The 13,793-nt window shown below is 38.4% G+C and carries 13 protein-coding genes; 4 read left to right on the top strand and 9 right to left on the bottom strand.

The annotated features are described in order from the left end of the window. Positions 1-26: 26 nt before the first annotated feature. From rpsR to dnaA, 9 genes are all read right to left on the bottom strand, one after another. Complete coding sequence (gene rpsR / locus FC27_RS05405) at positions 27-263, bottom strand: 30S ribosomal protein S18 (protein WP_010625570.1); 237 nt, start codon at positions 261-263, stop codon at positions 27-29. 23 nt (positions 264-286) lie between these two features. Continuing rightward, positions 287-874: a single-stranded DNA-binding protein gene (gene ssb / locus FC27_RS05400; protein WP_010625569.1), complete on the bottom strand. Its 588-nt coding sequence runs from the start codon at positions 872-874 to the stop codon at positions 287-289. Positions 875-910: 36 nt separating this feature from the next. Continuing rightward, the gene (gene rpsF / locus FC27_RS05395) at positions 911-1,207 is read right to left on the bottom strand and encodes a 30S ribosomal protein S6 (protein WP_010625568.1); all 297 of its coding nucleotides are present in this window, start codon (positions 1,205-1,207) and stop codon (positions 911-913) included. 204 nt (positions 1,208-1,411) lie between these two features. Further along, a complete protein-coding gene (gene gyrA / locus FC27_RS05390; RefSeq protein ID WP_010625567.1) occupies positions 1,412-4,018 on the bottom strand; it encodes a DNA gyrase subunit A in 2,607 nt (868 codons plus the stop codon). Positions 4,019-4,040: 22 nt separating this feature from the next. Further along, on the bottom strand, positions 4,041-5,993 hold the full coding sequence (gene gyrB, locus FC27_RS05385) for a DNA topoisomerase (ATP-hydrolyzing) subunit B (protein WP_010625566.1): 1,953 nt from the start codon (positions 5,991-5,993) through the stop codon (positions 4,041-4,043). Next, the gene (recF, locus tag FC27_RS05380; RefSeq protein WP_029508264.1) at positions 5,993-7,114 is read right to left on the bottom strand and encodes a DNA replication/repair protein RecF; all 1,122 of its coding nucleotides are present in this window, start codon (positions 7,112-7,114) and stop codon (positions 5,993-5,995) included. Before recF ends, gyrB begins: the two co-directional genes overlap by 1 nt. A 6-nt stretch (positions 7,115-7,120) precedes the next feature. Beyond that, positions 7,121-7,330, bottom strand: a complete 210-nt coding sequence (gene yaaA, locus FC27_RS05375; protein ID WP_010625564.1) for a S4 domain-containing protein YaaA — start codon at positions 7,328-7,330, stop codon at positions 7,121-7,123. A 309-nt stretch (positions 7,331-7,639) separates the two neighbouring features. After that, complete coding sequence (gene dnaN, locus FC27_RS05370; protein ID WP_010625563.1) at positions 7,640-8,776, bottom strand: DNA polymerase III subunit beta; 1,137 nt, start codon at positions 8,774-8,776, stop codon at positions 7,640-7,642. A 159-nt stretch (positions 8,777-8,935) separates the two neighbouring features. Then, positions 8,936-10,318 (bottom strand): chromosomal replication initiator protein DnaA, encoded by a 1,383-nt coding sequence (gene dnaA / locus FC27_RS05365; protein ID WP_010625562.1) that lies wholly within the window; start codon positions 10,316-10,318, stop codon positions 8,936-8,938. A gap of 522 nt (positions 10,319-10,840) precedes the next feature. On the opposite strand from dnaA, the gene rpmH reads away from it, so the two are divergent. The 4 genes from rpmH to mnmE all read left to right on the top strand — a co-directional run bounded on the left by rpmH (position 10,841) and on the right by mnmE (position 13,793). Further along, a complete protein-coding gene (rpmH, locus tag FC27_RS05360; protein WP_010625561.1) occupies positions 10,841-10,981 on the top strand; it encodes a 50S ribosomal protein L34 in 141 nt (46 codons plus the stop codon). Between the two features lie 69 nt (positions 10,982-11,050). Continuing rightward, positions 11,051-11,395, top strand: coding sequence for a ribonuclease P protein component (gene rnpA, locus FC27_RS05355; RefSeq protein ID WP_010625560.1), 345 nt, complete (start codon positions 11,051-11,053; stop codon positions 11,393-11,395). A 25-nt stretch (positions 11,396-11,420) separates the two neighbouring features. Beyond that, positions 11,421-12,263, top strand: coding sequence for a YidC/Oxa1 family membrane protein insertase (locus FC27_RS05350; protein WP_029508263.1), 843 nt, complete (start codon positions 11,421-11,423; stop codon positions 12,261-12,263). A 141-nt stretch (positions 12,264-12,404) separates the two neighbouring features. Then, complete coding sequence (mnmE, locus tag FC27_RS05345; protein WP_010625558.1) at positions 12,405-13,793, top strand: tRNA uridine-5-carboxymethylaminomethyl(34) synthesis GTPase MnmE; 1,389 nt, start codon at positions 12,405-12,407, stop codon at positions 13,791-13,793.

The following is a 13,793-nucleotide window of genomic DNA, read 5'->3' as shown; positions in this document are numbered from 1 at the left end:
TACGATTTGACTTAGAGCCTTAATAATTAGTCTTCTGCAACGAATGGTAATAGAGCCATGATTCTTGCTCTCTTGATTGCAATTGTAAGTCTTCTTTGGTTCTTAGCACTTGTACCTGTAACACGTCTTGGTAAAATCTTACCACGTTCTGAGATAAATCTCTTTAATAGGTCAGTGTCTTTATAATCGATGTATTCGATATGGTTAGCAGCGATGAAGTCAACTTTACGTCTTCTACGTCCGCCTCTTCTTTGTTGGGCCATTATGAAGTCTCCCTTCTAATTTTTTAGAATGGTAAGTCATCATCTGATATGTCGATTGGTTTACTGTTGTCAGCAAATGGATCGTTCATATTGTTTCCAGAATTGGAATTACTATTCGAATTATTATTGTTGTTTGAATTGTTGCTTGCGTTGCCTGAATTATTGTTAGATTGATTATTATTTGATTGATTATTGTTGCTGTATGAGGACTGATTGTTCCCATACGAATTATTGTTGGAAGCTTGGTTCCCACCGTTATTATTCTCGTTTTGAGCTCTTCTTTCACTCTCGGCTCTTGATTCCAAAAGTGAGAAGTTCTCAACAACTACTTCAGTAACATAGACACGATTGCCTTGTTGGTTTTCATATGAACGTGTTTGCACACGACCATCAACACCAACTAAAGAACCTTTATGAGTGAAGTTAGAGAAATTCTCGGCAGCTTTTCTCCAGATAACACAGTTAACGAAGTCAGCTTCACGCTCGCCTTGAGCATTAGTAAACTGTCTATTAACAGCAACAGTGAACGATGCCACTGCAGCTCCATTTGCAGTATATCTAAGTTCGGGATCACGTGTCAGGCGTCCGACTAAAACTACTCTATTAATCATATGTCTGCCTCCTCAAAATGTTTCACGTGAAACAAATTAAGCTTCACGCTTGATGATCATGTGACGCAAAATGTTGTCGTCGAATTTTGATAGACGATCAAATTCATTTAATGCATCTTCGTTGTCAGTATCTAAAGTGATGATGTGATAGATACCTTCCTTGTAGTTAGCAATTTCATATGCTAAACGTCTTTTTTCCCAGTCTTTTGACTCAACATTATTAGCACCGTTATCTTTAACGATCTTGTCGTAACGATCGATAAGAGTCTTCTTAGCCTCTTCTTCGATATCTGGCTTAATAATATATGTAATTTCGTAATGTGATTCTGCCATGACTGTGCACCTCCTTATGGTCTAATGGTCCTAGCTAAAGGACAAGGAGCATAAATTATCTTTATTTTATACTCACAATGTATGAGTTTATCATAAATGCTCCTCGAATTCTAGCTAAAATGTAACATTAAAAAAATCGTTTCTGCCTGACGTGTACCGAACTAGATACACTATCAAATTACGCAGGAACGATCATTTTATTTTTTATGCTTCAGGATTGTCTGAACCTGAATCATTATTGTCTGTATCTGGAGTAGTATCATCTGAATCATTTGACTCAGTTGAATCGTCTGAATCAGTCGAACTGGAGTCATCCCCAGAGTCTGAATCAGTTGTTGCTTGATCATCAGGTTTAGAATCAGAATTTTCATCTTCCTCTTCTTCATCTTGATGAGCAATTTTGGCCATGGTTGAAACAAATGCATCGTCGTCAACCTTGATTAATCTAACACCGAGTGTTGCCCGACCAGTTTGTGAAACGTTATTAACGTCAAATCTGATCATGACACCAGTATTAGTCACTAACATAATATCTTCGTCACCATCAACGGTGGCAATACCAGCGATTGGTCCGTTCTTTTCAGTAACGTTGGCAGTCTTGATACCTTTACCACCACGTCCCTTAACTGGATATTCACTAGCACTAGTTCTCTTACCGTAACCATGCTCAGAGATCGTTAAGACCTCTTGATTTGATTCGAGGATAGATGAACCGACTACGTAGTCTTCATCACGTAACTTGATACCACGAACACCAGCAGCAGTCCGTCCCATCGGACGAACATCAGTCTCTCTGAAGGTTACCGCATAACCTTTATGAGTACCGATGAAGATGATTTTTTCACCATCAGTCATAAAGACATTAGTAAGTTCATCTTCGTCCTTCAAGGCAATCGCACGCAGTCCTGAATGTCTGATGTTAGCAAAGTCAGACACCGGTGTCCGCTTAACAGTTCCCAATTGAGTGACAAAGAACAAGAATGAATTATCCACATCAACATCTTTACCGACATTGATAACAGTTTGAATGCTTTCACCCTTTTCAATGTTCAACAAGTTGATAACCGGGATACCCTTAGCTGTCCGACCATATTCAGGGACTTCATAACCCTTAGTCCGATAAACTTTACCAGTATTAGTAAAGAATAACAAACGGTCATGAGTCGAGGTATAGATAATCTGTTCAATAAAGTCATCATCATGGACGCCCATCCCTTGAATACCACGGCCACCACGGTTCTGAACTCTAAATTCATCCGCAGAAAGACGCTTGATATAGCCATTGTGAGTTAGAACAACAAGGATATTTTCTTCTTCGATCAGATCCTCGTCTTCAATATTGGAGATCTCACTAGCACGGATCTCAGTCCGACGAGCATCCCCAAATTTCTCTTGGATATCGAGCAATTCATCGTAAATAATCTTATCAACACGTTCAGGTTTAGCCAGAATATCTTTGAAGTCAGCAATCTTAGTCAACAAATCTTGATATTCAGATTCGACCTTCTCACGTTCCAAACCTGTCAAACGTACCAAACGCATGTCCAGGATAGCTTGTGATTGCTTGTCAGACAATTTGAAATTGTCGATCAATGTTTGTTTAGCAATCGCGGAGGTCTGTGAACCACGGATGATTTTGATTATCTCATCAATGTGATCAAGGGCAATTCTCAAACCTTCAAGAATATGAGCTCTAGCTTCTGCACGACGTAATTCGTATTGAGTTCTCCGTCTGATAACAACTTCCTGGTGCTTCAAGTATTCAAGTAGAACGCCCTTTAATGAAAAGACCTTAGGAGTCTTTCCAACGATAGCAACCATATTGATACCATATGAGATCTGCAATTGCGTCAATTTGTATAAATTGTTCAAGATAACTGAAGCAGACATATCACGACGAACATCAATCACGATCCGCATACCTTCACGGTCAGATTCATCGTTTAAGTCAGTAATACCTTCGATCTTCTTTTCACGTGCTAAATCAGCGATTCTTTCGACTAATGTGGCCTTGTTGACCATGTATGGCAACTCAGTGACAATAATCTGTTCTCCACCATTTTTCTTAGTCGTAACATCAACTTTAGCACGCAAAGTGATCGTACCTTTACCAGTCTCATAAGCTTGGCGAATACCAGAGCGACCCATGATAATACCACCAGTAGCAAAATCAGGTCCTGGTATAACTTTCATCAAGTCCATCAGAGTTGCATCTTTATTTCTCATTAAAATATGCAATGCATCGATGACTTCCTTCAAGTTATGTGAAGGAATATTAGTCGTCATACCAACAGCGATACCAGTAGCACCGTTCACTAGCAAGTTAGGGAATCTAGCCGGCAAGACCATTGGTTCCTTTTCTTCACCATCGTAATTAGGTACTAGATCGACCGTATCTTTATTGATATCACGTAACATCTCAACAGCCATCTTGCTCATTCTAGCTTCGGTATAACGCATAGCAGCAGGTGGATCACCATCGATTGAACCAAAGTTTCCGTGTCCATCAACTAATGGATAACGATAACTAAAGTCCTGAGCCATTCTGACCATTGATTCATAAATTGCGGAGTCACCATGGGGGTGATATTTACCCATGATATCCCCAACGAAACGGGCACTCTTTTTATAAGGCTTGTCAGGTGTAACACCTAATTCATTCATACCATAAAGGATACGACGATGAACTGGTTTCAATCCGTCACGCACATCTGGAAGAGCACGAGATACGATAACACTAGCAGCATAATCCACGAAAGAGCTTTTCATAACTTCCGTCAGATTAACATTTTCGATTCTTCTATCGTCCATTTAAATTTGTCCCCTCCCCTAATTAATAATCAACTTCGGCGTAACGGGCATTGTCCTCGATAAATTCACGACGAGGAGCAACCTTGTCACCCATCAACATTGAGAAAATTTGGTTAGCTTCAACAGCATCGTCCAACTTAACACGATCCAATCTTCTCTTCTCTGGATCCATAGTTGTATCCCAGAGTTGGTCAGCATCCATTTCACCAAGACCCTTGTAACGTTGAATCTTTGGTTCTGGTTTAGCTGGCAATTGTGAAATAAAATCATCTTTTTCTTGGTCAGTATCAAGGTACTTCATGATCTTACCTTGACGAACTTGATACAAAGGTGGTTTGGCAATATAGACATAGCCTGCTTCAACAACAGGACGCATATACCTATAAAGTAGTGTCAATAACAGTGTCCTAATGTGAGCACCATCGACATCGGCATCGGTCATAATAATGATTTTGTGATAACGAGCCTTAGAAATATCAAAGTCATCCCCAAAACCAGTTCCCATAGCTGTAAACAAGGTTCTGATTTCTTGGTTAGCCAAGATCTTATCCATTGAAGCTTTTTCAACGTTTAAGATCTTACCTCTGATTGGCAAGATGGCTTGTGTCAAACGTGAACGACCAGTCTTAGCGGAACCACCGGCAGAATCACCCTCGACGATGAATAACTCTGAAATTTCAGGGTCCTTACTTGCATTGTCAGCTAACTTACCAGGTAAATTACTGATTTCTAGACCATTTTGTTTCCGAGTAACTTCACGAGCACGTTTAGCAGCTAGACGCGCTTTAGTTGCTAAAGTACCTTTTTCAATGATCTTCTTAGCTACGTTAGGATTTTCCATCAAGAATTTCATGAAATGTTCAGAGAATAAACGATCAGTGATCGTTCTTGCATCTGAGTTACCCAACTTCGTCTTAGTCTGACCTTCAAATTGTGGGTCCGGATGCTTGATAGAAACGACCGCAGTCATCCCTTCACGAACATCTTCTCCGGATAATTTTTCAGTGTCCTTGAGCAACTTATTCTTATGTCCATAATCATTGATGACACGTGTCAAAGCAGTCTTGAACCCAACTTCGTGAGTACCACCTTCATAAGTATGGATATTATTAGCAAAGGTCATCAAGTTTGTATGATATTCGTCAACATATTGCAAGGCTACTTCGACGGTGATGCCGTCTTGAACACCTTCCAAATAAATTGGTTCTTCGAACAAAGCTTCTTTTCCTTTGTTCAAGAATTCGACATAACTCTTGATCCCACCTTCATAGTGGAATACTAATTTTTCAGCAGTATCCTTACGTTTATCAGTAAATGTAAGTTTCAGACCTTTATTTAAAAAGGCCAATTCACGGATACGAGTAGTTAAAGTTTTATCATCATAAACAGTTGTTTCAGTAAAGATATCAGGATCTGGCACAAAGTGAACACGTGTACCATGATCGAATTCGCCAGCTTCACCGACGACGTGCATGGCATGCTTTACTTTACCCTTTTCAAAATCGATCCCGTATTCTTTACCACCACGGGTAACGACGGCATCCAACTCAGAACTCAAGGCATTAACAACAGATGCACCAACACCGTGCAGTCCACCAGATACCTTGTATCCGCCACCGCCGAACTTACCACCAGCGTGTAGGATCGTGAAAACAGTTTCCAAAGCAGGTTTACCTGTTTTCTTTTGGATATCGATTGGAATACCACGTCCATCATCAGTAACAGTGATCGAGTTGTCTGGCTCTACTGTAACTTCGATCTTAGTAGCAAACCCAGCTAAAGCCTCATCAATACCATTATCGATGATTTCCCATACAAGATGGTGTAAGCCTTGACCACTAGTTGATCCGATATACATACCAGGTCTTTTACGAACAGCTTCAAGTCCTTCAAGAACTTGAATTTGACTGGCGTCATATTCTTCAGCCAGTTTTTCTTTTTTCTCTAAATCTTGTTCTCTGCTGTTTTCAGCCATTAAATTTCCTCCTGTTTGATTTTTCCGTCAATAATCGTTAAAACATTAGGATCTTTAATCAAAGTCCGGTCAACATCATCTAGTGATGTGGTCGTGATAAAGGTTTGAATATTATCTCCGATAGATGACAACAGATGGGTCTGTCTTTTTTGATCTAATTCGGATAAAACATCATCCAATAACAAAATTGGATAATCCCCTACTTCTTCTTTGATCAACTCAACCTCAGCCAACTTTAGACTTAAGGCAACTGAACGTTGCTGTCCTTGTGAACCAAAGTCTTGAACGTTTTTATCATTAACTAAGAATTTAATATCATCGCGATGAGGTCCATAGAGCGTGACCCCACGTTGAATCTCTCGACGGTAGTTTTTTTTGTAAGTAGCTTTGTACAAGTTGTAGATATCTTCAACACTCTTGTCTTCAGCTTCAAAAAAGCTACTGTATCGTAACTGCAGGTTTTCTTGTCCTTCAGTTATCTTGGCATGGATCTTTTGAATAAAAACTTGCAGCCGCTGTAAGAAAGTCACTCGTGTATGAGTCACTTCTGCACAATATGCTGCAAGTTGGTCAGATAAGACATCTAGATAGACCAGATCCTTGGTTTCATGGTGCTGTAATTTTTTCAAATAAAAGTTTCGCTGTTTCAAAACCGAGCGGAATTGACTGACAGTTTTGAGATACTGTGAAGATATTTGACCAAATTCCATATCAACAAACTTTCTTCTAATCGTTGGATTACCCTTCACAATCGACAAATCTTCGGGCGAAAATAAAACAACGTTCAAATTACCGATGTAGCTGGAAAGTTTCCGTTGTTCTAAGTTATTTAATTTAGCTTTTTTCCCTGATTTGCTGATAACAAGGTTCATCTTTAAACGACTGGAGTTGTCTTTGATAACTGTGCCAGAAATCCTAGCAAAATCACTTCCCCATTTAATTAAATCCTTGTCATTGGACGTCCTATGGCTTCTGGTTAGAGCTAAAAAATACATAGCTTCTAATAAGTTTGTCTTGCCTTGAGCGTTTCGTCCCAAAAATACGTTGATTTTTGGCGAAAATTCAATCTTCAAAGACTCATAATTGCGATAATTCTGTAATTCGAGATCTCTTACAAACAATTGCTGCTAGGCAATCTCAAATGTTTGATCTTCAGCGACGATCTTGTCGCCCTTATACAATTTTTTGCCTCGACGATCTTCAGGTTCACCATTGACCTCAATCGAATTTTCTTTTAAATACCATTTAGCTTGTCCACCGGTACCGATGATACCGACTTCTTTCAAAAATTGTCCCACAGTAATAAATTCGGTCTCAATTTCAACTTTTTGCGACATAACAACACCCTATTTATTAGATTTATCCATTAATGACATATTCTATATTATAGTTGTTTCTGAACTAAAAAACAACTTACAAGCCATTTTTTAGGCTATTAGAGCAATTTTTTACAACACAGGTAGGTGAATATTAAATCACCTGAAAAAACACTCAAAAAGCGAAATACCCCATTCAAATTTAATTGGATCAAAAAAGAAGGCCAGAATCAGTAGATTCCGACCTTCTTTTATTTATAATCAAATATCTTTATATTCAGTTATCAAATTTTTGAATATGATAATTGAATATACCTAAAAAATCAATTTCTAAAATGTTCTTACTGGTGTGATCAATTGAACGAAATTATCTTTGTTTTCAACTGGTCTGATCGTGAATGGATGCAGTGCAGATGTGAAACTGACTTCGATCTCAGTGTTTCCACCGAATGAACGCAAGGCATCCTTCAAATAATCAGGGTTGAACGAAATATCGAGGTCCTCTCCCTCAAGACTTGAGCAATCAAGGACTTCTTCAACTGTTCCGACTTCTGGTGAATTACCAAAAAGTGTAGCTTTTTTATCAGCTGCTTTGATAACTAATTTGATCACGTTGTTACGGCTCTCATGTGAAAGCAATGAAGCACGTTCAACAGATGATAATAAATTAGATGAGTCAAAAGTCAAAGTAGTGTTGGAATCATCCGGAATCAAACGGTCTGTTTCAGGATAACGTCCATCCAACAAACGTGAATAGAACATGACGTTGTCAAAACTGAATAAGACTTGATTTTCTGAGATCGACATCGAGATTTCTTTAACTGAATCACTGATTGTTCTCACTAATTCAGTCAAACTCTTACCAGGGATGATCAAATTGTATTCTTCATCACTTGTGATATCGATCTTTCTTTGAGCTAGACGATGACTATCAGTTGCTACTGACGTTAATCCATCACTATTGATAATGAAATTAACACCAGTCAGCACTGGACGACTTTCTTGAGTTGAAACAGCAATAACTGTCTGGTTCACAACTTCTTTGAACAAATCAGTTGGGAAGACTAATTGGTTTTCGGTTTCAACTTCTGGAAGGTGGGGATAGTTATTGGCGTCTAAGCCGTTGATTGTAAATTCAGAGACACCTGAGGTAATCAGTGTCTGGTTATTATCGAGAACTTTTAAATTGAAGTTATCCCCAGGTAACTTCTTAATGATTTCATTAAAAAACTTGGCTGGTAAAACAATTGAACCAGTACTTTCAATATTCAGATCATTATCAGCATCCTCTTTTGAGATAAAGGCTGTAATTGAAATATCTGAATTACTTCCAGTGATTGTGAGTCCATTTTCAGCAAGATCTAATTTCATTCCTGTAAGAATTGGAATTGTGGTTTTACTAGAAATAGCTCGTTGCACATTATTAGTTTGATTGATGAATTTAGTACGATCTATTGAGAATTTCATAAGCTGGCTTCCCCTTTTAATTAATTAATATATAGATAGAAGTAGTAGTAGGCACTGTGGATTCTGTGGAAAACTATTCAAACGCCTGAAAGCTATAGAAAAATCTATGTTATTAACAGCTGTGGATAACTATGAAAGTTGTTAAAAGTTATACACATGTTAATTTTTCAATTCGTCACGTAATTCTCCAATTGCTTGCTTAACATCGTCATTTTTTATAGCTAACTCGGCTATTTTATCACATGAGTGCATGACTGTTGTATGGTCCTTACCACCAAACTCCATTCCGATTTGAGGAAGTGAGCGATCTGTCAATTCTCGAGATAAGTACATTGCAATTTGACGCGGTAAAACAATGGTTTTGACACGTTTCTTACCTTTTAGATCGGCAATCGAAACGTGATAGTACTTGGCAACTCTATTTTGGATCGAACTTACGGTCAAGCCATTCTTAGCTTTGGATAACTTCAAAGCTTTCAAGGCATCGGCTGCTAAAGACTTGTTGATATCAGTGTTTTTCATTGCTGAGTAGGCCTGAACTCTTAGCAATGCACCCTCCAATTCACGCACGTTGGTGTTTACTTGTTGGGCAATGTAAGACAAAGTGTCGTCTGGTATCTCTAAGTTTTCTGCCTTTGCTTTGTTACGCAAAATGGCAATTCGTGTTTCCAGATCCGGTGCTGTTATGTCGACTGATAGACCCCATTTGAAACGTGAAACTAATCGGTTTTGCAATTTAGGGATTTCATTTGGTAGTCGATCAGAAGTTAAAACGATTTGCTTGTTGTTTTCATGCAATTTATTAAATGTGTGGAAAAATTCTTCTTGAGTTCCCTCTTTTTCAGCAAAAAATTGAATATCATCAATTAATAGTAGATCCACATTTCGATATTCCTCACGGAATTCTTCTTGAGTCCTCGTTTGGATCGAATTAATAAAGTCGTTAGCAAAGGTTTCACTAGTGACATATTTAACACGGGCGTTAGGATTGTTTTTCAACATTTCATGACCGATAGCTTGCATCAAATGAGTCTTACCAAGACCAACACCACCATAAATGAATAGTGGATTGTAAATCTGGCCGGGTTCTCCAGCAGCGGCAACGGCAGCTGCATGGGCCATCTTATTGGCACCACCAATAATGAAGGATTCGAATGTATACTTCGGATTTAAATGAGAGTTCTGAAAAACAGGAGTATTCTTGTCAGATCGATCGGCGTTCTCGGTGCTACTGTCATAGGCAATATTCAAATTTTGCTGTTCTTGTTGTTCTTCTTCGTTTTCAATGATGGGATTTAGTTCAACGCCATTGAATTCATAAGAATCAATTGCAATGTTTTTAACGTAGTTACGTTGCCAATATTCTTTATGAAGATTTGACTGAACAGAGATATGAATATCGTTGCCACTGATGTAAAGCGGTTTAGCACTTTCGACCCAAGTCGAATAACTCGTTGGTGTAATTTCGGATTTGATCTTATTTGTAAAATAATTCCAAAAATCATTAAGTTCTTTTGTTGATGAGTTATGTGGTTCTTGCAAAAAATACCCTCCAATCTATTTTATTTTGAATCTGTGGATAAGTTCTTCCCCTAAAAAGACAAATTAAAGTTTAGCATTTAATAAAAAAGTTATCCACAGAACACACGTTTAATTTAATATTACTTAACAGGTTGTTAAACAAATCGTAAAGAAACTGTGGATTAATGTTTAAAAAATTAGTTATTCACATGGTTATCCACAGTTATCAACAACCAATAACCCTGATATGTCGGCTTTTTAATAAGTTTTGAACTAATTTTTAAAACCTGTGGAAAACTAATACACAGCAAAAATATTTAGCGAATAACCTTGTTTACACACCTGTTGATAACTATGTTAATAACTTTCATACACAAAATATCCACAGGTGAAAACTGTTCAAATCTTTTCCACCGTTTTCAAATTGTTTCCTCTATGTTTTCGAAATTTCCTTAAATTAGATGTTTAAATTATTTGCCAAACATGATAAGATGTTTAAGCAATTGTCTGGAGAAAGTATAATTAATTCAGGAGGTTTGATTGATGACTACAAAAAGAACATTTCAACCAAAGAAGCGTCATCGCGAACGCGTCCATGGTTTCATGAAGAGAATGAGTACAAGTAATGGTCGCAAGGTTCTTGCAAGACGTCGCAAAAAAGGCAGAAAAGTATTATCAGCTTAGTTTTGAAGGATCACTAATTTTTGGTGGTCTTTTTTTATATACAAAACAAGAAGATTAGTCTGGTGACATATGAGAAAAAGCTATCGAATAAAAAAAGAAAATGAGTTTCAATATGTCTACTCGCAAGGCCAGTCGGTCGCAAATCGCAATTTTGTCCTTTATCAAATCAAAAAGCCTGGACAAAAACACTTTCGCGTTGGTCTTTCCGTAGGTAAGAAAGTTTCACATACAGCCGTGGGACGTAATCGGGTCAAACGTTACGTTCGACAATCTCTACTAGAATTAAAACCAGAAATGCCGGCAGAGCTTGATTTTTTGATCATCGCTCGTAAGCCAGCAGTCAAATTAGATATGTTTGAGACGAAAAAAAATGTCGTACATCTTCTAAAGTTAGGTAAAATACTAGTAGACTAAAAATTTTATAATATTGGGTGCAAAAGTGAATAAAAAAAGATTAAAGAAATACATAGGGATAGCGCTACTACTTAGTGTCGTATTAGTGCTAACTGGATGTTCAAATCTTAATGAGCCTATCACTAGTAACAGTACTGGATTTTGGGACCACGTCGTTTTGTGGAACTTCTCGAGATTCATCCTTTGGCTAGCATCGCTTGCTGGTAATAGTTCCGGTTGGGCGATCGTTATCTTCACAGTTATCATTAGGGTCATTTTGCTACCATTGAACTGGTTCCAGATCCGTAGTATGAACAAGCAGATGGAAATTCAGCCTCAAATGAAGGCTTTACAAGAAAAATATTCTGCTAAAGATACCGACACACAACAAACATTACGTGAAGAAACGCAAAAGTTGTACAAAGAAGCAGGAGTCAATCCTGTGGCGGGATGTTTACCATTATTAGTTCAGTTGCCAGTTATGTTTGCTCTTTACCAAGCAATCTACAAGACATCTGAGTTGAGAAATGGTAGTTTCCTTTGGATGCAATTAGGTAAAGCGGATCCTTACTACATAATGGCGATCCTGGCGGCACTGTTCACCTTCCTTGCTACATATATTTCCAGTCTGTCACAACCTAATCAAAACGGAACAACTAAGATGATGACTTATATCATGCCGATCTTCATCTTCGTTCCTGCCTTAACTTTCCCATCAGCTATCACGCTGTACTGGGTGGTTACAAATGCTTTCCAAGTTCTTCAAACGTTAGTATTGCAAAATCCGTTCAAATATCGTCGGAAACAACGTGAGAAAGCTGAAAAAGAACGTGAAAGACAACGTAAGATCCGTAAGGCTAAGAAACGGGTCTACAAGAACCGTAAGTAATTATTAATTGACATTTAGAAAAAATGTGGTTAGTATATCTAGGAAATTAAATACTGAAAAGTAGTCAAAGTGCTTTTCCGTCTCTTGGGGACGGATTATGCACTTTTTTTGTGCTCAAAATTCAATAATGGAGGAATGGTTATGCCTAGTACTGTAACTGAATATGATACGATTGCTGCTATTTCGACCCCACCTGGGGAAGGCGGGATCTCGATTGTCAGAGTGTCTGGTGATCAAGCAGTAAACATTGTAAAACGAGTATTTCAAGGTAAAGACTTGGCTAAAGTAGCCAGCCATACGATCAATTATGGCCATATCGTCGACCCTGATACTAAAGAATTAGTCGATGAAGTCATTGTCTCAGTGATGCGTGCCCCAAAGACTTATACACGTGAAGATGTCTTGGAGGTCAACACTCACGGAGGTATTGTGCCAACGAATAAAGTTCTGCAATTGCTGATCGGAGCAGGTGCAAGAATGGCCGAACCAGGTGAGTTCACTAAGCGGGCTTTCTTGAATGGACGCTTGGACTTGACGCAGGCTGAATCTGTCATGGATCTGATCCGTGCCAAAACTGATAAAGCAATGCAGGTTGCTGTCAATCAATTGGATGGTAATCTCGAACACTTGATCAGTGGTCTACGTCAAGAGATCCTAGATGTTTTGGCTCAAGTCGAAGTCAATATCGATTATCCCGAATACGATACTGAACAAATGACTACTAAGATGTTGCTTGAAAAAGCACAAACAGTGGGAAAAAGCATCGATGAATTATTGAAAACGGCTGAGAGTGGAGAGATCTTGCAACATGGTCTGGCTACAGCCATTATTGGTAAGCCAAATGTTGGTAAATCTAGTCTGTTGAACCGCTTGTTGGATGAGGATAAAGCTATCGTTACTGACGTTGCCGGAACTACTCGTGATGTGGTCGAACAATACGTCAATATAGATGGTGTTCCTTTAAAATTGATTGATACAGCTGGTATCCGTGATACCGAGGACAAAGTCGAAAAAATCGGTGTCGAACGGTCTAAAAAAGCTATCGAAAGTGCTGATCTAGTGATCCTAGTCTTAGATGCTAGTCGTCCTTTAGAGGAAGAAGACCTTCAATTATTGGATGCTACTAGTGATAAGCGCCGGATCGTGATATTTAACAAGAACGATCTTTCACCAGTCCTACATCCAATCGATGTTAAACAACTAAAAGCGGATGACATAATTCTGTTGACCTCCGCAATCAAAAATGATGGAATCCAACAAATTAAAGATACTATCGGAAAATTATTTAATGCTGGAATAGAAGATAGCAGTAGCAACGTGATTATTACTAGTGCCCGTCAGGCTGGGCTTTTGCGTCAAGCTAAGCAAAGTTTGAACGATGTTATTTCTGGTATCGACGCAGGGATGCCGATCGATCTAGTACAGATCGATATGACCAACTGCTGGGATAAGCTAGGAGAAATCACTGGTGACAGCTATCCAGACGAACTGATCACACAATTATTCTCACAATTCTGTTTAGGAAAATAG

Source organism: Companilactobacillus versmoldensis DSM 14857 = KCTC 3814 (assembly GCF_001434295.1).
Lineage (GTDB): Bacteria > Bacillota > Bacilli > Lactobacillales > Lactobacillaceae > Companilactobacillus > Companilactobacillus versmoldensis.
Note: the sequence above shows the minus strand (reverse complement) of the source record. Positions and strands in the feature narration are given on the sequence as shown.

What these genes read in the sequence shown, in the direction of transcription:
- rpsR (WP_010625570.1), bottom strand. Translation starts at nt 263, where the DNA reads ATGGCCCAACAAAGAAGAGGCGGACGTAGAAGACGTAAAGTTGACTTC.
- rpmH (WP_010625561.1), top strand. Translation starts at nt 10,841, where the DNA reads ATGACTACAAAAAGAACATTTCAACCAAAGAAGCGTCATCGCGAACGC.
- yaaA (WP_010625564.1), bottom strand. Translation starts at nt 7,330, where the DNA reads ATGTCGCAAAAAGTTGAAATTGAGACCGAATTTATTACTGTGGGACAA.
- ssb (WP_010625569.1), bottom strand. Translation starts at nt 874, where the DNA reads ATGATTAATAGAGTAGTTTTAGTCGGACGCCTGACACGTGATCCCGAA.
- gyrB (WP_010625566.1), bottom strand. Translation starts at nt 5,993, where the DNA reads ATGGCTGAAAACAGCAGAGAACAAGATTTAGAGAAAAAAGAAAAACTG.
- mnmE (WP_010625558.1), top strand. Translation starts at nt 12,405, where the DNA reads ATGCCTAGTACTGTAACTGAATATGATACGATTGCTGCTATTTCGACC.
- gyrA (WP_010625567.1), bottom strand. Translation starts at nt 4,018, where the DNA reads ATGGACGATAGAAGAATCGAAAATGTTAATCTGACGGAAGTTATGAAA.
- rpsF (WP_010625568.1), bottom strand. Translation starts at nt 1,207, where the DNA reads ATGGCAGAATCACATTACGAAATTACATATATTATTAAGCCAGATATC.
- dnaN (WP_010625563.1), bottom strand. Translation starts at nt 8,776, where the DNA reads ATGAAATTCTCAATAGATCGTACTAAATTCATCAATCAAACTAATAAT.
- rnpA (WP_010625560.1), top strand. Translation starts at nt 11,051, where the DNA reads ATGAGAAAAAGCTATCGAATAAAAAAAGAAAATGAGTTTCAATATGTC.